The sequence below is a fragment of the Flavobacterium aquaticum genome, assembly GCF_003259835.1.
GTDB classification, from domain to species: Bacteria; Bacteroidota; Bacteroidia; order Flavobacteriales; family Flavobacteriaceae; genus Flavobacterium; species Flavobacterium aquaticum.
In genome coordinates this window covers 247,613-269,949 of the sequence record NZ_QLMI01000001.1, presented here as the reverse complement: position 1 = coordinate 269,949, position 22,337 = coordinate 247,613, and the positions used below count along the sequence as shown (strand labels likewise).

Sequence of the window (22,337 nt, the reverse complement as noted above, 5' to 3'; positions counted from 1 at the left end):
GCTTTTTAATAAATGTAAAAATAGTACTTTTATGAGCAATTTCTGACTTAAAAACTTCATAAAGTTATCGGTAAAAATATGGAAAATTTCAAACTTACAAATCTCTTCACTATAAAAGGTATTGCAGCGCCATCTGGGTTGTTGTACACGCAAAATGTTTTATTTATTATTTCTGATTCGAGTAATTTTTTGTACCAATATGACATTTCAAAAAAGCTATTACTGAAATTCCCATTGGTAAAAGAAGCGAGAGAAAACATAGAAAAAGCTGAAAAGCCAGATTTAGAAAGCATCACGCAACATGGAAATCAGTTAATAATGTTAGGTTCGGGTTCAACTCAAAAACGTAATACCATGTTTACTTTAGATTTGGGAACTGATGCTTTGCAAACTCAGGATTTAAGTGCTTTATATGGAAAACTAAAAACAGTTGGTTCGTTTACTGATGACCAATTAAACATTGAAGGCGCAATTTATGCGCATCAAACGATGTTATTGTTTCAAAGAGGAAATTCAAAAAACAGTCGAAATGGTATTTTTATTATTCCAAATAACCAAGAAGACGGCATTCGATTTGTACCGATTTCACTACCAACGTTAGATGATATTGAAACTACTTTTACTGATGCGATTTTAGTTAACGATAAAATTTATTTCTTGGCTTGCGCCGAAAACACAACATCTACTTATGAAGATGGGGAAGTTTTAGGAACCATTTTAGGCGTTATGCATGCACCAACATTTGAAATTATTGACGTTCAGTTATTATCGGAACATCAGAAATTTGAAGGTATTACAATCTATAATGAAACAGAAAATGAATTGGAGTTTTTACTTTGTGAAGACAATGATACCGAGAATTTAGAAGCAGAAATTTATAAATTGAATTTTCAGAAATAAATTCGTAACGTTTGATAAGAAAATACTACAAATAAGAAATCAAAAAAATTATGATTAAGCATTTTCTTACTCTCGAATGGAAATCTTTTGTTCGGTCTGCATCGTTTAAAACCAATTTGGCTTTTAAGATTTTCATGGCGCTAATATCCTTATATTTTGCTGCAATGTTTGTTTTTATGGGAATTGGAGCCTTTTATGGATTAAAAAAAGTAGGCTTAGAACCTTTACAAACGGTAAATAAGTTTATGATTTATTATCTTTTTGCCGATATGATGATGCGTTATTTTTTTCAAAAAATTCCAACATTAACGATTAGACCGTTGTTAGTTTTACCTATAAAGAAAAACACAATCGTACATTTTTCTTTAGGCAAAACTGTTTTAAACTATTTCAATACTACACATGCTTTCTTTTTTATTCCATTTAGTATTATTTTACTGATAAACGGCTATAGTGTATTGGGCGTAATTACTTGGCATTTAGGAATTTTGACAGTAATATTATTCATCAATTTCTTAAACATTTTAATCAACAATAAAGATGTTATCTTCGGAATTGTAGCTGCAATTATTGTTGGATTAATAGCTTCTCAATATTATAATTTATTTGATATTACTATTTATACACAACCTTTCTTTCAAGGTCTGTATGAGCATGCTTGGATGGTTTTACTCCCAATTTCTACCTTAATAATCATCTATTATTTCACGTTTAATTTCTTCAAAAAAGATTTAACGTTAGATGAAAGATTACATATTAAAAAGAATTTAGCTACATCAAACGACTTAACTTGGTTGAATCAATTTGGAACTTTAGGAACTTTCTTAAAAAACGACATCAAACTATTAATGCGAAATAAACGAGCAAAAACAACTTTATACATGAGTTTCTTTTTCTTGTTTTATGGTTTGATATTCTTCACTCAAGACATATACAAAGGCGGTGTAATGCAAGCATTTGCAGCAGTTTTTGTTACAGGTGGATTCCTAATTAATTTTGGACAGTTTGTTCCAAGTTGGGATAGTTCTTATTATCAATTAATGATGACACAAAGCATTTCGTACAAAGAATATTTGAATTCTAAATGGTGGTTAATGGTCATTGGAACAGCAATTAGTATGTTTTTAGCTTCATTTTACATTTATTTTGGATGGGAAGTTTATATCACAATTTTAGCAACTGGAATATATAATATTGGGTTTAATTCATTTTTAGTTTTATTAACCGGTGCGTATACTAGAACTGCTATTGACTTAGAGTCTGCAAAAGGAGCTTTTGGAGATAAAAAAGCTTTTAATTTCAAAACCTTGTTATTCTCTTTGCCTCAAATGATTATTCCAATTTTATTATTTGGTGTTGGACTTTTAGCAGACAATTTTTACATCGGAATTAGTTTAATTGCTTGCTTCGGAATACTTGGATTGCTTTTCAAATCGAGAATCTTCTTGATTATTGAAAACATTTTTCAGAAAGAAAAATACAATGCTATTGTAGCTTACAAACAAAAAAATTAATTTAAATCCAATAAATTATCATGATACAAGTAAACAATCTTACAAAAAAATATAACGCTACCACAGTTTTAAATATTCAAGAATTAGAAATTCCTAAGGGACAAAGTTTTGGTCTAGTAGGAAATAATGGTGCTGGAAAAACAACTTTTTTTAGTTTATTATTAGATTTAATCGAACCAACTACTGGTGGAATTATCAATCATAATGTTGTAGTAAATACAAGTGAAAATTGGAAAAATTTTACTGGTGCCTTTTTAGATGAAAGTTTCTTAATTGGTTATTTAACTGCTGAAGAATATTTTTATTTTATTGGTGAATTACGAGGGCAAAATAAAGCAGATGTTGACGCTTTACTAAAAAAATATGAAGAATTTTTTAATAACGAAATTCTAAACACCAAAAAATATCTTCGCGATTTATCGAAAGGAAACATGAAGAAAGTGGGTATTATTGCTACTTTAATTGGAAATCCAGAAGTGGTTATTTTAGATGAACCATTTGCAAATTTAGATCCAACAACGGTAAACCGATTAAAGAAAATTGTAAAAGAATTAGCCGAAAATCCAGATGTTACCGTTTTAATTTCAAGTCACGATTTATTACACACTGTAGAAGTTTGTAATCGAATTGTAGCTTTAAATAAAGGTGAAGTGGTTAAAGACATCAATACTTCGGAAGAAACATTGAAAGAATTAGAAGCGTTTTTCGCCGTATAACACTGTATTATTTTATACTTTTATAATCGCAAGTTTAATCGCTTGCGATTTTTTTTGAAAATAATTTAAAGTCGTCCCAACCTTTTGCCAACTTTTCTGCTCTATATAAAAAAGCAAGTTTACCAATGGATGTAAAATACATACAAGGCTGCCGAAAACAACACCGCGAAGCGCAACGCATGGTGTATGAAATTATGGCACCCAAACTCTATCGTTTGTGTAAACGGTATTTAAAAAAGGAGGAAGAAATAGAAGAAGTATTGGCCGATGCATTTTTTACCATATTCACAAAAATAGAACAACTAAAAGAAGACTTAGCTTTTGAAGCTTGGGCGCGAAAAATAACGGTGAACAATTGCTTATTACAAATTAAAAAGAACATCAACTTTAATTTGTATTTGGAAGATGTGAGTTACAATTCGCAACCCTTAGCCGATGAAGTCACCGATTTAGAAGAAGAAGATTTGCTCAATTTACTTCAATATATTCCCGATGGATGCCAAACGATTTTTAATTTGTTTGTGATTGAAGGTTATTCGCACAAAGAAATTGCAGAACAACTTGGCATCAGTGAAGGGACATCGAAATCGCAATTGAATGCAGCGAAAAGTAAATTAAAAGAATTGGTAAGAACTTTTTATTATCAAAAAGCAAAATAGTTATGGGAACAGAAGAAAAATTATATAAAAAAATACAACAGGCTGCCGAGAACGCAGAGCAAAAAGACTTCCCAGGAATGGAGAAGATTTGGGCACGCGTGGAAGACAAAATGGAAACCCAAACACTTCAAAAAGAGAAACATTTGTGGAAAAAATTAGCGGTAGCAGCTTCGATAGTTTTAGTAGGAACATTAACTTTTTTCTTACTACAAGAAAAAGAAAATATAGTTATTCCTGAAAACACTATTACTACAGTTGACTCTACAAAAAATACGATTCCAACACCTGAATCGGCAAATGGTTTTGTTAATACAACTCCAGAAATTAAAAAAGAAGCAGAGCAAATTTTGCAACAACAAATTGTAATTCAAAACAATATTGTAATTAATGATACGATTAATTACAAATCGAAAAAAGAAGTTATGATTCCTACTCCAATTGCTACGGAAGAAGTTCAAGAAATGGCAAAAACAAGTTTGGTTCCAACTTACAATAACAGTATGTCTAATTCAGCTTCCTCAAATAATTCAGGTTATTTGGCTAAAGGAAAGCGTTATGATGTTACTATGAATTCGGCTGAAACAACTCAAGAAAAAGATAAAAAAGCAGCAAATGATGATTTAGTATTGGTAGATGGAGAATTAACCAAAGAATCCCTTTCTAATTTAAGTCCTGATGACATAGATTCAATTATTGAACTAAAAGAACCTATTTATTTTATTAATGGAGTAGAATATTCAGAAGAATCTTTATTTGGAGAAAACCCAACGAGTCCGTATGCGCCATTGAGCAAACAAAAAATTGAAAAAATTGAAGTTATTCAACCTACAGATGCTATAAAAATTTATGGTAAAAAGGGAGAAAAAGGAATTGTGCTTATTACGATTAAAAAGTAAAAAATAAATTATGACAAGACAATTAACAACACTCCTATTACTATTTTTTGTGACTTCAAATTTATGTTACAGTCAAGAAACCACTATCACAAAACCTAGAAAGTGTGTAGCTTCAATCAAAGCTGAAAAACCTTTAATTGTGGTGAATGATTCCATTTTAAAATATGAAGTTATGGAATACATAAACCCTGATGATATAGAATCTGTAACCGTTTGGAAAGATAAAAAGGCTATGGAATTATATGGCGAAAAAGGAAAATTTGGAGTTATCAAAATAACTACTAAAAACATTTCAAAAAGAAAACTAATAAAAATCTATAAAGAATTTAAACATGAACTTTAAACTAATCATTCTAGTACTTTTATTCAACTTTACAATACAAGCTCAAGAGAAAAGACAAAACGATACTATCAAAATCGAAATTAACTCGAAAACCAAAACCATTTATGTTTTAGGAGGAATTGCCCCTGTAATTACTAAAGATGATTTGGTTTTTGCGAAGAAATACAACATTCAATTTCATGATTTTGGTTGCATTGCTCCTACAAATTTTGAAGAATATGAAGCTAAAAATGCTTTGGTTTTTGAGTATTTAAATAAAAGTTACGGAAATCAATGGCAAAAAGAAATCAAGCCAAGTGTTATGGGCTTTGAGAAATGGAAGAAGAAATAAATTTTGGAATGAAATTTGAAGTAAATAACTACAAAACAACACTATGAGAATTGTACTTACATTACTTGTTTCATTATTGATTTCTTGCAAAGAGGAAAGCGAGATAAAAACTAATTTACCTAATCAAGAAAAAGAGAAAAGTGTTACTGAAATTTTATCAAATCTAAGCAAAACAGATACTATTTTAAAATTAGATTTGTCGTATAAAAAATTAGATTCACTTCCTGATTTATCTATATTTAAAATTATTACATTGGATTTATCACATAATAATTTAGATACAATACCACTTAGTAAATTACCTTTGACATTGAGAAAATTGAAATGTACAAATAACACTTTACGAAACTTCTATGTTTTTAACAGCAAAAATTCATTCTTTGGAAAAAAGGAAAAAGAAATAAAAAATAATACCACCATTAATTTTGAAGAAATTGATATGTCAAATAATAAATTAAAGTTCTTCTCTTATAGTTTTTTTGATAATAAATCAAATCTAAGAAAGATAGTCCTTTCAAACAATTTAATTGAAAATATTCATTTACATGACAATATCCATTATTTAGATATTTCCAACAACCCAAATATTAATGCAGAGGTTTTATTTGCAGTTGAAAAAATTGACACGTTAATACAAACTAACAATCCAAAGAAATTAATAACTAAACGAATTCCTCGACCAAAAAATCCAATTATTTGTTTTTAAAACAATTGAAAACTTATGAAAAAAATCATAGTATTATTTCTACTTATTCAACTATCAAGCTGCAAAACTTACACAAAATTCAATAGTAATGAATTAAGTCAATCTGACACCATTTATCATCTTGATTTATCGAATAGAAATTTAAAAACACAACCTGATTTATCAAAATTCACGATTATTGAACTTAATATTTCTAAAAACAGAATAGCAACTTTCGAAGAAAATAAACTTCCTAAAGGAATTCAAAAACTAAATTTTAGTAACAATAGAATTTCAAAAAAAGTTATATTTAGAGAAGAAAGAAATCTTGAATCCATTGATTTTTCTGATAACAAAATAGAATCCTTTTACTATCCAAATGGAATTGTTAAAAATTTGAACTTATCTAAAAATAAATTAGTTAGTATTCAAATGCCTTTATATAATGACAAAAGAGCCGACACTTTGAATATAGCAAATAATCCAAAATTAGAAACAACAGAAATTAACAATATTGATTTTCCAAGATTTTATAAAACTTTGATTAATTATAGCTTGTCTACAAAAAACTAAATTCTGTATAAGTTTAAATATACCTCAAAATCACATTTTCTAAATCACCGTATTCAAATGGTTTTACTAATACATCGGTAAGACCATTTTTCTTTTCTAAAATTTCTTTCAAAATATTTTCTTTGTCAGAAGCCGTTAAGGCAATAATCGGCGTTTTAATTCCAAGATTTCTAATTTTAATCGATGCTTCAATTCCGTTCATAACTGGCATATTGATATCCATTAGAATTACATCAAATTTATTCTCCTCAACGAGCAATAAAGCTTCCAAACCATTTTCTGCCATTTGGAACTTGTGACCGTTTTTTTCCAAGAGTTTTTGGGTTACCATTTGGTTGATTTTATTGTCTTCTACAACCAAAATATTTAAGTTTTTTAACTTGGTTTGAGGATTCGCTTTCTGTTGTTCTAAGACCACAATTTCATCCGCTTTTAAGTAAGGAAACCAAACGGTAAACTTACTTCCTTCTCTAATTTTACTTTCAACTGAAATACTTCCTTTAAAAAGTTCCACTAATCTTTTAACAATAGACAACCCAAGTCCGGTTCCTTTGTATTGTTCTTGCAAATTGACATCAACTTGTACAAATTTTTCAAAGATTTTATCTAAATATTCTTCTGGAATTCCAATCCCTGTATCTAAAACTTCTAATTTCAGAAAGGTATTATCGTCCTTTTTATCAAAAGATAAACTAAGTGTAACTTTTCCTTTTTTGGTAAACTTTAAAGCATTGCTAACTAAGTTGATTAAAATTTGAGAAAATCGAGTTAAATCGGTTTTAATAAATTGAGGTATATCATCTGAAATTGAAACAATAATTTCATTTTTATTCGACTTAGCAATAACATTCATCGATTCTTTTATGTGACCTATTTCTTCTCTAATATTAATATTTTCATAATTGAATTCAATATCATTATCTTCAATTTTATAAACGTTTAAAACATCATTAATTAAAGTTAAAAGATAATGTGAAGAAAATTTTAAAGCATTAAAATAAGGACTCTTTTTAATTTCTTTGTGTTCGCTTTCTAAAATTTCAGCCATACCTATTACACCATACAAAGGTGTTCGTAACTCGTGACTTACATTAGATAAAAATTGTGTTTTTAAACGTGTTGCTTCTTCTGATTTTTCTCGTGCAACTTGCAATTGATAATTATAATCTGCTAATTTTTTACTAAGACTTTTATAATTCACAAATGCTTTGAAAATAAATATTGAAAAAACAATTACAAAGCCTAAAAAAATTAAAACCACTTTATTAAAACGAGTGCTTGAATTTATTTTTTGCTCCTGAATTTTCTTTTCGTTTTCAATTTGTTGTACTTTGTATTTGTATTCCAGTGCTTCAATATCGCCACCAGCCATTTTAATTTCGATATTTCTTTCTTTACTAAAAAGTTCGTCTTGAAGTTGGTCGTGTTTTTCTAAATAATAAAGTGCTTCTTTTATTTTATTCTGTTTTTTATAGAAATTATAAACCATTCCGTAAATATCCAATTGATGCGATTTGTGATATTCAAACTCTTGAAATTTAAAATCTGAAATACATTTTAAATAATTTTTCTCTGCATTTAAAAAATCATTTTGCATTTCGTAATAATAGCCCATTAATGAGTAATAAGACATTCCCATTTCGTAATCGTTAGGTGCCATCTTTTTCTCTACTAATTGTAGATAATAATTTGCTTTTTTATATTCTTTTAAATCAAGATAAACATCGGCTAAATTAATTTCTGCGAAGGCGATATCTCTTTTAGTATCAATTCTTTTAGATAACCCATAAGATTTTTGGTAGTAATGAAGTCCCTTTTTTGAATCTTTTAATTTAAAATAGTATAAATTTCCGATATTGTTATAAAGATAATTCGCAATAGTATCATTCTTAGCTAATCTTGCATAAGAAACACCCGAATTGTAATATTGAATAGACTTTTTTAAATCGCCAAATTCTTCGAAATTTAACCCAATTATATTGTAGGAAGCAGCGGCCATATCATATTTATTCTTCTTTAAAGCGTACTCTAAAAGTTGTTGGGAATACAATAACGATTCACTACATTTTAAATCGTTTAAGCCTTTTAATGCTTTGTCGTACAAACCTCTTGCATATTTATCTTTATAGCCAATTCCTTGCCCAAAGGAAAGTTGAAAAGAAAACAGTATCCAAAAAATTATTACTACTCTTTTAAACATTTCTAATCAAAAGGAATTTGTTAAATTTTAAGCTAAAATCAAATAAATACTTAGGCGACTATACAAATTTAAAATTTTTATTGAATTGACCAAGAAATAGGTAAGAATATTAATAAAAATATAAACTAGTGCAAATCCGTTTTAATATAAAAAAAGCTCCATTTTAAGGAGCTTTATATTATTAATTCAAAAATCTTATTTCTCAATTTCTTTAAGAGAATCCATTTTCTTATGAGCTAAGAACCCTTTTATGTCTTCGAAATGTTCTTTAACACGTTTATTTCCGAATTCAAAAACTTTTTCTGCCAATCCGTCAAGGAAATCACGGTCGTGTGAAACTAAAATTAAAGTTCCATCAAAATCACGCAAAGCATCTTTGATGATGTCTTTTGTTTTCATATCTAAATGGTTAGATGGCTCATCTAAAATTAAAAGATTCACAGGTTCTAACAATAATTTTATCATTGCCAAACGCGTTTTTTCTCCTCCAGAAAGCACTTTCACTTTCTTTTGAATATCATCACCTTGAAACATGAAAGCTCCCAAAATATTTTTAATTTGAGTTCGAACATCTCCAACAGCAATTCTATCAATCGTTTCAAAAATAGTAGCATTTTCGTCTAATTGTGCGGCTTGATTTTGAGCAAAATAGCCAATTTGTGCGTTGTGACCAATTTCTACAGAACCTCCATTGATTTCAATTTCTTTCATAATAGCTTTAATCATGGTCGATTTTCCTTCACCATTTTTCCCCACGAAAGCTACTTTTTGCCCACGTTCGATAACTAAATTCGCATCTTTAAAAATTAGTTTATCTCCATACGATTTTTCTAAATCTTTAACAATTACAGGATATTGACCAGAACGAGCCGATGGTGGAAATTTCAATTTTAAAGCCGAAGTATCAATTTCATCCACTTCAATAGGAACAATTTTTTCTAACATTCGAACACGTGATTGTACTTGCTCCGTTTTAGAAAAAGTTCCTCTAAAACGTTCAATAAACGCTTGATTATCAGCAATGAATTTTTGCTGTTCTTCATACGCTTTTTGTTGGTGAATGCGTCTGTCTTTTCGCAATTCTAAATAATGAGAATATTTAGCTTTGTAATCGTAAATTCTTCCCATTGTAACTTCGATAGTACGATTTGTGATATTATCAACAAACGCTCTATCGTGCGAAATTACCATAACTGCTTTGGCTTGCGTAATCAAAAATTCTTCCAACCATTCGATACTATCCATATCTAAGTGATTCGTTGGCTCATCCAAAAGAATTAAATCGGGTTTTGTTAATAGAATTTTCGCTAATTCAATTCGCATTCTCCAACCTCCTGAAAACTCTTTTGTTGGACGATTGAAATCTTCTCTTTCAAAACCTAATCCTTTTAATATTTTTTCAACTTCGGCTTCATAATTTACTTCTTCGATTGAATAATATTTTTCAGATAATTCCGAAACTTTTTCAATCAATTTCATGTACTCATCACTTTCATAATCAGTACGAACAGTCAATTGTTCATTGATTTCGTCGATTTCTTTTTTCATATTCAACACCGAAGCAAATGCTTTTGATGTTTCTTCCATTACAGTGCAATTATCTTCCGTTAGCAAATGCTGAGGTAAATAAGCAACAACAGCATCACTTGGCGCCGAAATAACACCACGAGTTGGTTTATTTACTCCAGCAACAATTTTTAAAAGCGTAGATTTTCCTGCTCCATTTTTACCCATAAGGGCAATTTTATCGGTTTCATTAATGGCAAAAGTTACTTCGCTAAAAAGAGTGGTTCCGCCAAATTCTACGGCAATATCGTTTACTGTAATCATTTTTTAAAGTAAAAAGTTAGAAGTAAAAAGTAAAAAGTCTTTTTACATATTTTTTGAAGGTGCAAAGATAACTTTAAAATTCAGATTTTGGAATGCTGTGAACACATTTCATAAAATATCGTTAAGTTTTAGACTTAGCAATAGAAATCTCTTATTTTTACGTTTTAAATTTCACCAAAATGAAAATCAAAACATTACTTTTATTTTCAGCCTTAACAAGTGCTGTAACGGTTAATTCACAAGACAAAAACAAAACCACTATGAATCCGTTTTTTGAAACATACACTACGCCTTATCAAGTTCCACCATTCGATTTAATAAAAAATGAGCATTTTAAACCTGCCATTTTAGAAGGAATAAAAAAACAAGAAGCCGAAATCAATGCGATAGTTTCCACTAAACAAAAACCAACGTTTGAAAACACGGTTTTAGCAATGGAAAATTCAGGAAAATTATTGGCTAGAGTAAGTACGGTTTTTTACAATTTAAACAGTGCGAATACCAACGAAGATATTCAGGCAATTGCAAAAGAATTGGCTCCAAAATTATCAGCACATAACGATAATATTTATTTGAATGATGCTTTATTCCAAAGAGTAAAAAGCGTTTGGGACAACCAAAAAAACTTTAAGTTAAATAAAGAACAAGCTAAGATTTTAGAGAATCTTTACAAAAACTTTGTTAGAAGTGGTGCTAATTTATCAGAAGAAAATAAAAAACGCTTAAGAGAAATCAACTCTGAAATGGCGGTTGCTACTTTAAAATACGGACAAAATATCTTAGCCGAAACCAATTCGTATGAATTAATAATTTCTGACGCAAAAGATTTAGCTGGATTACCAAACGAACTTATCGAAACCGCGGCTGCTGATGCTAAAGCGAAAGGAAAAGCTGGAAAATGGGTTTTTACTTTATCGAATTCAAGCGTAATGCCATTTTTACAATACAGTTCAAACAGAAAATTACGTCAGGAAATTTGGAATGCTTACCAAATGCGAGCGAACAACAATAACGACAAAGACAACAAAGAATTAGCGATTAAAATTGCCAATTTAAGAAGTGAAAAAGCAAGACTTCTAGGATATGAAACACACGCTGATTATGTATTAGAAAAGTCAATGGCTAAAAATCCTGAAACAGCAACTAAATTGTTGATGGACTTATGGACTCCAGCCTTAAATATGGCAAACAAAGAAGCTGCTGACATCAAACAAATGATGTTAAAAGACGAAATTAAAGATGAAGTTCAACCTTATGACTGGAGATATTATGCTGAAAAAATCAGAAAAGAACGTTTTGATTTAGACGAACAAGAAATGAAACCCTATTTCAGTTTAGAAAAAACAAGAGAAGGTGTTTTTACGGTTTGTAAAAATTTATATGGGTTACAATTTAAAGAGTTAAACAACGTCCCAAAATACCACGAAGACGTAACGGTTTGGGAAGTAACAGAAGCTAACGGAAATCACGTAGGAATTTTATACATGGATTTTCACCCAAGAGCTTCTAAAAGAGGTGGTGCTTGGATGACTTCGTACCGAACTCAAAAAATGGAAAATGGAAAACGAATTGCTCCAGTAGTTTCTATCGTATGTAATTTTACTAAACCAACAGCAAACGCTCCGGCTTTATTAACTTTTGATGAAGTAAGCACATTCTTCCATGAATTTGGTCACGCTTTACACGGATTATTATCAAATGTAACCTATGAAAGTGTAGCAGGCACAAGTGTTCCAAGAGATTTCGTTGAATTACCATCTCAAATTATGGAAAACTGGGCTTCCGAACCAGAAGTAATGAAAATGTATGCGAAACACTACAAAACAGGAGAAATCATTCCGGATGCGTTGATTGAAAAAATGCAAAAAGCCGGAACTTTTGATCAAGGTTTCGTTACTACAGAATATTTAGCGGCTTCTCTTTTAGATATGCAATATCATACTCAAAAAGGCAACATTACGGTTGATGCTGAAACTTTTGAGAAAGAAGCGATGAACAAAATTAACTTACCAAGCACCATCATTCCAAGATATAGAAGTACGTATTTCAACCATATTTTTGCTGGTGGTTATTCAGCTGGATATTACAGTTATATTTGGTCAGGAGTTTTAGATACTGATGCGTTTGAAGTATTCAAAATAAACGGATTATTCAACCAAGATTACGCTAAATCATTCCGAAAAAACGTTTTAGAAAAAGGAGGAACTGAAGATCCAATGGAACTTTACAAAAGTTTTAGAGGTGCCGAACCAAGCACTGAACCACTACTAAGAAAAAGAGGTTTAGACCAAGTGAAATAATAAAAAAAACGCCTGAATTACTTCAGGCGTTTTTTTATTCGTTATCGTCCATCTCAAAAAATAAAGGTTCAATCATAATTCTGTCAGCTAACACTTCTACTCTTTCGGTAATTTGGGAACAGAAGAATAAACGTTGGGTTTTCTCCGCACTCATAGAAAGTCTTTGTATGATGGAATCTTCTCGTTTACGTAACATTTCTTCTACGTCATCAACCACAAACATTTTAATAGTTGTCATATTGAATCCTGCTGATGAGAACATTTCGTTGATACGAATTGGCGTTCCAATCAACACATCCATTCCTAGCGAAATTTGGTTTTTATCGTAATCGATATCCCCTTTTTCGTGAACACCAAAAACTCTTAAATTATTATAACGATTCAATTTCTTGAACATTTCAACTGCTTCAAGTACTTTTTCTTTGTCTTGAACTAAAATTAAAGCGCGTGTACTTTCTCCAACAGGTTGATCCATTTTCTGAATCACATTCATTAAAATAGTAGTGGTTTTTCCAGAACCATTTGGCGCTTGAATTACAGCATCTACACCACTTTTAATAGTTGAAAATGTTTCTTGTTGCAACTCATTAGCTTCGATTAAATCGTTTTCAATAAGTGCTTTTTGAAGGTTGGGATTTATTTTTTTTAATTGCATTTTTTATTTAGTAATTAGTGAAGAGTGATTAGTAATTAGCAAACTTTTCACTATTTACTTATCACTTTTTACTTGATATTATTTACTTGCAAACAGTTTTACATCTTGTTCCGAAATTTCGTTTCCACCTAAAATAATTAAGCGTTCTACTACATTTCGCAACTCACGGATATTTCCTGTCCAATCGTATTCTTGTAATAATTTGATGGCTGATTTTGAAAATGATTTTGGAGAAGTTCCTTGTTCCGAAGCAATCTTAGCAGCAAAATGCTCAATTAATTCTGGAATATCGTCTCTTCTATCATTTAAAGCTGGAACTTTGATTAAAATCACAGCTAAACGATGATATAAATCTTCTCTAAATCTACCTTCTTCGATTTCTTTTTTCAAATCTTTATTGGTTGCAGCAACCACACGAACATTGACTTTAATGTCTTTGTCAGCACCAACACGTTGAATTAAATTTTCTTGTAAAGCACGTAACACTTTGGCTTGAGCCGATAAACTCATGTCGCCAATTTCATCTAAGAAAATGGTTCCGCCATCAGCAGCTTCAAACTTACCAGCTCTGTCTTTCACAGCTGAAGTAAAAGCACCTTTAACGTGACCAAACAATTCGCTTTCAATTAATTCAGATGGAATAGCCGCACAATTCACTTCAATAATAGGAGCTGATGAGCGCTCGCTTCTTTCGTGTAATTGATGCGCTACTAATTCTTTTCCAGTTCCGTTCGGACCTGTGATTAAAACTCGGGCATCGGTTGGAGCGACTTTATCAATCATTGTCTTGATGTGATTGATAGCTTCGCTATTTCCAATCATTTCGTAGTTTTTAGAGACTTTCTTTTTCAAGATTTTGTTCTCTACTACTAATTGCTTTTTATCTAAAGCGTTTCGGACCGTATTCAATAAACGATTTAAATCAGGTGGTTTTGATATGTAATCAAAAGCTCCTAAACGCATCGTATTAATAGCAGTTTCCAAATCACCATGACCTGAAATCATCACCATTGGAATCTCAGGTTTGATTTTTTTAACGGCTTCTAATACCTCAACACCGTCCATTTTTGGCATTTTGATATCACAAAGAATCAAGTCATAATCTTCATTTTTGACTTTTTCAATTCCTTGTAAACCGTCTTCTGCTTCTTCAACTTTATACGAATCATTTTCTTCGGAAAGTATTTTTGTTAATACTCTTCGAATAGCTGCTTCGTCTTCTATGATAAGGATTTTACTCATTTTTTATTTAATCTATACACGAATTAATTTTTTAAAAAAGCCATTACAATTAAAATGAAAAAGCAAAACAAACCAATAGTTTGGTAATTTGTCGACAATTTGTAATCACTCAAAAAAATACTCGAAAAATTATTCTTTTTCATAATTTCGATTTTATTTTTAGAATCAAAAAAATCAAATAAACTCCAAAATAAAAAAAATACTAAGAAAAAATATCTTGCTAATTCTCCAAAAAACCTAAATAGGAAAATTAATATAATAATATTCGATATTCCTATTATAATAACAAATTTTGTTCTACTCAAAAAAAGTTCTTGTTTATATTCTTTTTCTATGCTATTCAAACTTTTATATTTCAAAGTTGAAAAAATTGTAAAAACAATTCCTAATAAAAAAATTAGATAAAATAAAATTTTAAAAACCATTAAAAACCTTTTAAACTCCTAAAATATAAACTCTTAATCTCTTTTTAATATTTCAACCACTTATATAATTCTTTCCAACTTGGTTTTTTTCCGTACATCAAAATACCTACTCGGTAGATTTTTGCCGCAAACCAGACTACAAAGATAAACGTTCCGTACAATAAAACTACAGAAAGTGCTAATTGCCATAATGGCACTCCAAAAGGAATACGCATCAACATCACAATTGGAGATGTTAATGGGATTAATGAAAAGACTACAGCAACCGTTCCATGAGGATCATTCATAACCGTTAAAAAACCGACATAAACTGCTAACATCAAAGGCATGATGATTGGCATTAAAAACTGTTGCGAATCGGTTTCAGAATCTACTGCGGCTCCTATAGCGGCATAAAAGGAACTGTACAAAAAGTAACCTCCAATAAAGAAAATCACAAAACCAATTAGTATTGATGCTACTGGAATTTCTGCTATGTAAAGTTGTAATTTATCCATAAAGCTCATAGCAACTTCTGCTTGCTCTGCTGTAACTTGTGCCGTTGCAACGGCTTCTTGTTGACTTCCAAAAACAGCCGATAACGAAAACATCAAAACCACTCCAAGTACAATCCAAATTAAGAATTGAAGAATTCCTGCTAATGAAGTTCCTATGATTTTTCCCATCATCAATTGAAATGGTTTTACCGAAGAAATGATGATTTCAATAATACGATTCGTTTTTTCTTCAATAACGCTTCGCATCACCATATTTCCGTAAATAATGATGAACATCATAATTAAATATCCGAAAGCGAAACCGATTCCTATTTTGATTTCATTTAAGAATTTTAATCCATCTTCACCTGAAAACTTAGCAAATTGCACTTCCGATTTAATTTTCGCGTTTTCAATTTTTTCGGCATCAAAACCTAATTTCTTAAGATTTTCTTTGTTTAATTTGGTGTCAATAACTTTTTGTAAATTCATTAAAAAATCCATTTTCGGACTATCATCTGAAATATAGGTTGTTTTGGTTGCCAATTCTTCTACGTTTTGAACTTCTGGCACATAAATTAAGCCTTCAAAAGCGTTGCTTGATGAATCTTTTGCCTTATCAAATGATAAATTAGAAAGATTTACATATTTAATATCTTCGGTATTTTTAAAATCATTTACAAACACATTCGCTCTATCGTGAACTCCAATAGTTTTTATATCGCCTTTATTTACGCTCGATAAATACGCAATTAAAAAAGACATTCCCACAATCAATAAAGGACCTAAAAAAGTCATTACGATAAATGATTTATTGCGCACTTTTGCAATAAATTCTCTCTTGATAATTAAAGATAATACGCTCATGATTATTGACTTACGGTTTGAATGAATATATCGTTAACTGTTGGGATTTTTTCCATAAAATGGGTCACTTGACCAAATTTTGTTAAAATAGAAATCAATTCATTAGAAGAATGATTTTCTAAATGTACTTCCAATTTTAAATCATCATTTAAAGATTTGAAGTTGGTTTGCCCAATGGTAAACTTCTGAGTTAAACTCACCATTAAACCTTCAATATTATTTGTGATGATTCCAACTTGATAAATATTGGTACGGTGTTGACGCTTAACATCATCTAATTTCCCTTCAATAAGCTTATTAGATTTGTGAATTAACGCAATATAATCACACATTTCTTCTACCGATTCCATTCGGTGTGTAGAAAAAATTACAGAAGTTCCTTTTTTATTTAGTTCGATGATTTCGTCCTTGATTAAATTCGCATTAACAGGGTCAAAACCTGAAAATGGTTCGTCTAAAATCAGTAATTTAGGTTGGTGCAAAACCGTTACAATAAACTGAATTTTTTGAGCCATACCTTTTGAAAGTTCCTGAATTTTCTTGTCCCACCAACCTTGAATTTCAAATTTTTCAAACCAATATTTTAATTGTTTTTTAGCTTCAGCTTCGGGCATTCCTTTTAGTTGTGCCAAATACAAACATTGCTCGCCAACTTTCATAGTCTTATACAAACCGCGCTCTTCAGGCATGTATCCAATGTGTTTTACATGTTCTGGATTTAACTTTTCGCCATCTAAGAAAACACCCCCACTATCAGGCATTGTAATTTGGTTGATAATTCGAATTAGTGATGTTTTTCCAGCGCCATTCGGACCTAAAAGTCCGTAAATACTACCTTTTGGAACTTGAAGCGAAACATTATTTAAAGCGGTATAATCGCCATATTGTTTCACTACATTTTGTACTTCGAGAATATTGCTCATATATAAAAAGTATGAATTTGTATTATTAGTAAGTAGTAAATATACGGATTTTGTTACAAAAAAAACCCACCCTTTATTGCTAAAGGATGGGAAAAATTGCTATGAAAAAGAAAAACTCACTCTCCTAAGAAAGTGAGTTTCAAATGTATTAATATTTATTTAATTATGAAAACATATCTTTAACTTTTTCAAAAAAAGATTTGTCTGACTTTTCTGGTTTCGGAATAAAGTTTTCATCTGTAAGCATTTTCTCGAAAAACTGCTTTTGTTCTTTGTTTAAAGTTTTTGGAGTCCAAACATTTACATGAACTAATAAATCTCCATTTCCATAAGAATTTAAACTTGGAATTCCTTTTCCTTTTAAACGAAGAATTTTACCCGATTGAATTCCTTCTTCTAATTTAATTCGAACTTTTCCAGAAACGGTATCAATTTCTTTAGAAACACCTAAAGCTGCTTCGGCAAAACTGATGTATAAATCATAGTGTAAATTTTCACCTTCACGCTTTAAAGATTCGTGTTCGATTTCTTCAATAGCCACAATTAAATCTCCTGGAATACTGTTTGTTCCTGGAGCTTCGTTACCTTTTCCAGCCACTTTTAATTGCATTCCATCTACTACTCCAGCTGGAATTTTGATTGAAACCGTATCGTCTTCTAACAACATTCCTTGTGCATCTGCTCCAGCAGGTTTTTGATCTAAAATTTGACCAGAACCACTACAAGTATGACACGTAGTTGCTGTTTGCATTCTACCTAAAATGGTATTAGCAACTTTCATAATTTGTCCAGAACCATTACAAGTTGGACAACTTCTATACGTTACACCAGAAGCTTGAACTTTACGTTTTACTTTGACTTTCTTTTCAACTCCGTTAGCAATTTCTTCCAAAGTTAATTTTACTTTGATGCGAAGGTTACTTCCTTTTACTCTGCGTTGACCTCCGCCACCGCCAAATCCAGAAAATCCACCACCGCCAAAAGCACCACCAAAAATATCACCAAATTGACTGAAGATATCATCCATGTTCATGTGATGACCACCGCCAAATCCACCACCATCAAAAGCTTGGTGACCATATTGATCGTATTTTGCTTTTTTGTTGGCATCGCTTAAAACTTCATAAGCTTCGGCAGCTTCTTTGAACTTTTCTTCTGCTTCTTTATTACCTGGATTTTTGTCAGGATGAAACTCGATTGCTTTCTTGCGATAGGCTTTCTTTATTTCTTCGGCTGTAGCATTTTTTGAAATGCCTAATATTTCGTAAAAATCTTTTTTCATTACATCTTGTATTATAATATGTAGAAAAAGACAAGTCATGACTTGTCTCTACAGTAAAATTATTGTCCGATAACCACCTTTGGAAAACGGATGATTTTGTCACCTAATTTGTAACCTTTTTCAATTACATCGACAATTTTACCTTTTAATTTATCGTTTGGTGCTGGAATTTGGGTAATAGCTTCAGCAAAATCAGCATCAAAAGCATCTCCAGCTTTAATCTCTACTTCTTCTAATCCTTTAGAAACTAAAGTTAATTTTAATTTATCATGAATCAATTGAACACCTGTTACCAAAGCTTCATCACCTGAATTTGAAATTTGTGCCCAAGCTCTGTCGAAATCATCTAAAACTGGCAACATTGCTTGTAAAACTTCTTGATTTGCTGTTTTAAACAAATCAATACGTTCTTTGGCAGTTCTTCTTTTATAATTTTCAAATTCAGCAAAAAGACGTAAAAATTTGTCTTTTTCATTACTTAATTCTTCTTGCAATTGCTCTTCTACCGTTAATTCTGGTGTTGGAATTCCTTGATTTTCTGAAACATTTTCTTCATTAATGTTCTCCTTTTCGATGTTTTCAGTACTTTCTTGACTCATATTTTTGAATATTTTTTTAAACATTTTTCTTTAGTAAATGGGATTGCAAATGTATTGCCAAAAGTTGAAAAATGTCAAATTGTCAGCAAAATTCTTGAAAGATAAATTTTAGCAACTTTTTAAGACTGTTTAAAAAAGTTAAAAAGTAAGTTTGTAACAACTAAAAAAATTAAAACATGAAAAAAAGCATTTTAAGTTTATTCGTTTTGGCTAGCATTTCAATGAATGTAGCTTGTAAAGGAGAAAAAAGTGAAAATGGTGAAGCTGGAGAAGTTGCAACAGCATCGGCAGAAAGCACGACTTATGTAGTTGACACAAAAGCTTCAGTAATTGAATGGATTGGTTCTAAACCTGCCGGAAAACACAATGGAACTATTAATTTGAAATCGGGAGAAGTTGCGGTTAAGAATGATAGCATTCAAAGTGGAAAATTTGTTATCGACATGAATTCTATTGTAGTTACCGACTTAAAAGCAGGTGATGGAAAAGAAGATTTAGAAGCGCATTTAAAAGGAACTGGCGATAAAGAAGGAGAAGATCATTTCTTTAACGTAGGTAAATTTCCAGAAGGAATGTTTGAAATTACTTCTATTACTTCTGCAAACGGAAAAGCCACTGTAAACGGAAACTTGACTTTAAAAGGAACTTCAAAACCAGTTAGTTTTCCTGCGACTGTTGCTTACGAAGGAAACAACATGACACTAACTTCAGATTCTTTCCAAATTAATAGAACACATTGGAATGTAAATTATGCTTCAAAATCGATTTTTGATGATTTAAAAGATAAGTTTGTAAACGATGAAATTGAATTGGTTGTAAAATTAAAAGCAACAAAACAATAAAAACAAAAACCGCCAACAAAATTGGCGGTTTTTTTATTTTAATAAATCATTCAATGCTTTATCTAAGGAAGCAAATTTGAATTGGTATTTCAAATCGAGTAGTTTTCTACAACTTACGTGCTGACTTGAAAATAGTATTTGATGCATTTCGCCAAGAATAAGTTTCATTACAAACTGCGGGATATTTGGCAGAAATAATGGTTTTCCTAAAGTTTTAGCAATCGCTTTTGTTAATTCAGTATTCGTAACTGGATAAGGAGCAACTCCATTTAAAACGCCTGAAAGTTGGTTTTGGATTACAAATTGAAAAATAGCTACTAAATCCTGAATGTGAATCCAAGACTGATATTGTTCTCCTGAACCAAAAGCAGCTCCAACACCCATTTTAATCGGCTTAGCCATTTCTTGAAGCGCTCCTCCCTCTTTAGCAAGCACAATTCCAATTCTAATTTTAGCTACATTAATTTGTAACTTTTCAAACTGATTGACTTCCTCTTCCCATTGTTGTACAACATTACCTAAAAATGAATTGTCAACCTTATTATCTGTTTCATGATAAATATAGTTGAAGTCATTTGGGTAAATCCCAATAGCTGAAGCAGAAACAATCTGTTTTACTTGATGCGAATTTTTTTGAAGTGTTTTATAAAGTAATCTTGTAGATAAAACTCTACTTTCAATTATTTCTTCTTTGTACGAAGATGTCCATTTTTTTGCAACCGAAGCTCCAGCCAAATGCACAATCACCTCAACGTCTGTTAAAGCATTTAAATCGATTTCAGATGTTTTGGGATTCCAATAAAAACCTTTGTAATTATTTTGCGAAACTAGTTTTGATTTCGAAGTCGACAAATAATGAACTGTAAATCCATTTTGAAGTAATAAACTTACCAATTCTTGCCCAACTAATCCTGTAGCTCCTGTAATTAAAACCGTCATTTTCTTTTCCTTTTTTCTCAAATTTACTATCAATAAATAAGGAATGAAAGTAAATTAACTTATGTTTAGGATTAGTTTTAAGTTGAGAGATCAGAGTTATGAGTTGGGAGTTAAAAAATATTAACCTCTAACTTTAATGGTCCACTCAAATTGCATTTCGGAAACTTGTTCTCCTTTTTCATTTTTACCTATAGAAGTCAACCAAATCGTTTGTCCTTCATTTGTGTCAATCGCTTTTTGAATGGTTTCTTTGATTGCATTTCCTTGATTACAAGTAAATGTAATCCTTCCTGTAGCTTTTTTGGTAAACATACTTTTATTCTGCGCCACTAACATTGATATGTTTTTACCGCTTTGCTTGATTTGAAACATTACTAAAGCTCCCGTTGTAAACTCAGCCGCCATAGCTTGCACAGCAAAATACATAGAATTAAACGGGTTTTGATTAAACCAACGATGTTTTACCGTTACTTCACAAACTTCGGGTGAAATTGATTTAACTCTTACCCCACTCCAAAAGGCAGAAGGTAGTTTAAAAAAAGTAAATAGATTTAGTTTTGCAGGTGTAAACTCCATAATTCATTGATTTATTTTGTAAAAATACAAAAAATACTATGCATTCCTAGTATTTTTTTTATTTGTTAAATTTTTGTTAAATATTAGTACTATGTGTAACATAATACCTGCTTTTAGACTTATCTTTGTATAAGAAAATAATAGGTAATCTAATTTTCAATCATCAAATCAATCACTGCGCAAGCAAAAAGAATCAAAAAATGAACAGTCTAATTAAAAAAAACAAGGGGAATTATGAACATTGAAAACACTAAAGCACAAATGCGAAAAGGTGTTTTAGAATTTTGTATCTTATCGGTCTTAAAAGAAAAAGATGCATATACTTCTGAAATATTGGATACGCTAAAGAATGCTAAATTACTAGTTGTGGAAGGCACCGTTTACCCACTACTAACAAGGCTAAAAAACGATGGATTATTAAATTATCGTTGGGAAGAATCAACATCGGGACCACCAAGAAAATATTACGGTTTAACCGATGAAGGAAAAGAATTTTTACAAGAATTAAATGGCACCTGGAAAGAATTATCAGATGCAGTAAACATAATAACAAGTCAAAACTAA

At 30.7% G+C, this 22,337-nt stretch carries 22 protein-coding genes; 12 read left to right on the top strand and 10 right to left on the bottom strand.

The features are described from left to right. Positions 1 to 78 precede the first annotated feature (78 nt). From B0I03_RS01420 to B0I03_RS01380, 9 genes are all read left to right on the top strand, one after another. Positions 79 to 900, top strand: a complete 822-nt coding sequence (locus B0I03_RS01420) for a DUF6929 family protein (RefSeq protein WP_111565701.1) — start codon at positions 79 to 81, stop codon at positions 898 to 900. Positions 901 to 950: 50 nt separating this feature from the next. Further along, on the top strand, positions 951 to 2,414 hold the full coding sequence (locus B0I03_RS01415) for a DUF5687 family protein (protein WP_111565700.1): 1,464 nt from the start codon (positions 951 to 953) through the stop codon (positions 2,412 to 2,414). A 20-nt stretch (positions 2,415 to 2,434) separates the two neighbouring features. After that, positions 2,435 to 3,130 carry an ABC transporter ATP-binding protein gene (locus B0I03_RS01410; protein WP_111565699.1) on the top strand — a complete coding sequence of 232 codons (696 nt, stop codon included), beginning with the start codon at positions 2,435 to 2,437 and terminating at the stop codon, positions 3,128 to 3,130. A gap of 125 nt (positions 3,131 to 3,255) precedes the next feature. Then, on the top strand, positions 3,256 to 3,789 hold the full coding sequence (locus tag B0I03_RS01405; RefSeq protein WP_111565698.1) for an RNA polymerase sigma factor: 534 nt from the start codon (positions 3,256 to 3,258) through the stop codon (positions 3,787 to 3,789). Between the two features lie 2 nt (positions 3,790 to 3,791). Continuing rightward, positions 3,792 to 4,685, top strand: coding sequence for a hypothetical protein (locus B0I03_RS01400; protein WP_111565697.1), 894 nt, complete (start codon positions 3,792 to 3,794; stop codon positions 4,683 to 4,685). 10 nt (positions 4,686 to 4,695) lie between these two features. After that, positions 4,696 to 5,028 (top strand): hypothetical protein, encoded by a 333-nt coding sequence (locus tag B0I03_RS01395; protein WP_146603239.1) that lies wholly within the window; start codon positions 4,696 to 4,698, stop codon positions 5,026 to 5,028. Then, positions 5,018 to 5,359: an FEKKY domain-containing protein gene (locus tag B0I03_RS01390; protein ID WP_111565695.1), complete on the top strand. Its 342-nt coding sequence runs from the start codon at positions 5,018 to 5,020 to the stop codon at positions 5,357 to 5,359. The genes B0I03_RS01395 and B0I03_RS01390 overlap by 11 nt, the downstream gene beginning before the upstream one ends. Positions 5,360 to 5,402: 43 nt before the next feature. Next, positions 5,403 to 6,065, top strand: a complete 663-nt coding sequence (locus B0I03_RS01385) for a leucine-rich repeat domain-containing protein (RefSeq protein ID WP_111565694.1) — start codon at positions 5,403 to 5,405, stop codon at positions 6,063 to 6,065. Between the two features lie 15 nt (positions 6,066 to 6,080). Further along, positions 6,081 to 6,617 (top strand): hypothetical protein, encoded by a 537-nt coding sequence (locus tag B0I03_RS01380; protein WP_111565693.1) that lies wholly within the window; start codon positions 6,081 to 6,083, stop codon positions 6,615 to 6,617. Positions 6,618 to 6,630: 13 nt separating this feature from the next. Here the strand turns inward: B0I03_RS01380 and B0I03_RS01375 are convergent, their stop codons facing one another. Next, positions 6,631 to 8,817 (bottom strand): tetratricopeptide repeat-containing hybrid sensor histidine kinase/response regulator, encoded by a 2,187-nt coding sequence (locus tag B0I03_RS01375; RefSeq protein ID WP_111565692.1) that lies wholly within the window; start codon positions 8,815 to 8,817, stop codon positions 6,631 to 6,633. 195 nt (positions 8,818 to 9,012) lie between these two features. Beyond that, positions 9,013 to 10,647, bottom strand: a complete 1,635-nt coding sequence (locus B0I03_RS01370; protein WP_111565691.1) for an ABC-F family ATP-binding cassette domain-containing protein — start codon at positions 10,645 to 10,647, stop codon at positions 9,013 to 9,015. Positions 10,648 to 10,826: 179 nt separating this feature from the next. On the opposite strand from B0I03_RS01370, the gene B0I03_RS01365 reads away from it, so the two are divergent. Continuing rightward, the gene (locus B0I03_RS01365; protein ID WP_111565690.1) at positions 10,827 to 12,947 is read left to right on the top strand and encodes a M3 family metallopeptidase; all 2,121 of its coding nucleotides are present in this window, start codon (positions 10,827 to 10,829) and stop codon (positions 12,945 to 12,947) included. A gap of 34 nt (positions 12,948 to 12,981) precedes the next feature. Here the strand turns inward: B0I03_RS01365 and B0I03_RS01360 are convergent, their stop codons facing one another. The 6 genes from B0I03_RS01360 to B0I03_RS01330 all read right to left on the bottom strand — a co-directional run bounded on the left by B0I03_RS01360 (position 12,982) and on the right by B0I03_RS01330 (position 19,416). Continuing rightward, positions 12,982 to 13,602 (bottom strand): DEAD/DEAH box helicase, encoded by a 621-nt coding sequence (locus tag B0I03_RS01360; protein ID WP_111565689.1) that lies wholly within the window; start codon positions 13,600 to 13,602, stop codon positions 12,982 to 12,984. A gap of 78 nt (positions 13,603 to 13,680) precedes the next feature. After that, entirely contained in the window at positions 13,681 to 14,844 is a 1,164-nt protein-coding gene (locus B0I03_RS01355; protein ID WP_026724574.1) for a sigma-54-dependent transcriptional regulator, read from the bottom strand. Positions 14,845 to 15,313: 469 nt separating this feature from the next. Next, the gene (locus B0I03_RS01345; RefSeq protein WP_111565687.1) at positions 15,314 to 16,612 is read right to left on the bottom strand and encodes an ABC transporter permease; all 1,299 of its coding nucleotides are present in this window, start codon (positions 16,610 to 16,612) and stop codon (positions 15,314 to 15,316) included. 2 nt (positions 16,613 to 16,614) lie between these two features. Continuing rightward, entirely contained in the window at positions 16,615 to 17,535 is a 921-nt protein-coding gene (locus B0I03_RS01340; protein WP_111565686.1) for an ABC transporter ATP-binding protein, read from the bottom strand. 163 nt (positions 17,536 to 17,698) lie between these two features. Then, entirely contained in the window at positions 17,699 to 18,817 is a 1,119-nt protein-coding gene (gene dnaJ / locus B0I03_RS01335) for a molecular chaperone DnaJ (protein WP_026724571.1), read from the bottom strand. Positions 18,818 to 18,876: 59 nt separating this feature from the next. Then, complete coding sequence (locus B0I03_RS01330) at positions 18,877 to 19,416, bottom strand: nucleotide exchange factor GrpE (protein ID WP_394338057.1); 540 nt, start codon at positions 19,414 to 19,416, stop codon at positions 18,877 to 18,879. Between the two features lie 176 nt (positions 19,417 to 19,592). On the opposite strand from B0I03_RS01330, the gene B0I03_RS01325 reads away from it, so the two are divergent. After that, a complete protein-coding gene (locus B0I03_RS01325; protein WP_111565684.1) occupies positions 19,593 to 20,258 on the top strand; it encodes a YceI family protein in 666 nt (221 codons plus the stop codon). A 33-nt stretch (positions 20,259 to 20,291) separates the two neighbouring features. Here the strand turns inward: B0I03_RS01325 and B0I03_RS01320 are convergent, their stop codons facing one another. Both B0I03_RS01320 and B0I03_RS01315 read right to left on the bottom strand, forming a co-directional pair. Further along, entirely contained in the window at positions 20,292 to 21,218 is a 927-nt protein-coding gene (locus B0I03_RS01320) for a TIGR01777 family oxidoreductase (RefSeq protein ID WP_317048032.1), read from the bottom strand. Positions 21,219 to 21,317: 99 nt separating this feature from the next. Continuing rightward, on the bottom strand, positions 21,318 to 21,773 hold the full coding sequence (locus tag B0I03_RS01315) for a DUF4442 domain-containing protein (RefSeq protein ID WP_111565682.1): 456 nt from the start codon (positions 21,771 to 21,773) through the stop codon (positions 21,318 to 21,320). A gap of 234 nt (positions 21,774 to 22,007) precedes the next feature. Between B0I03_RS01315 and B0I03_RS01310 the strand changes: the two genes are divergently transcribed. Beyond that, entirely contained in the window at positions 22,008 to 22,337 is a 330-nt protein-coding gene (locus B0I03_RS01310; RefSeq protein WP_026724567.1) for a PadR family transcriptional regulator, read from the top strand.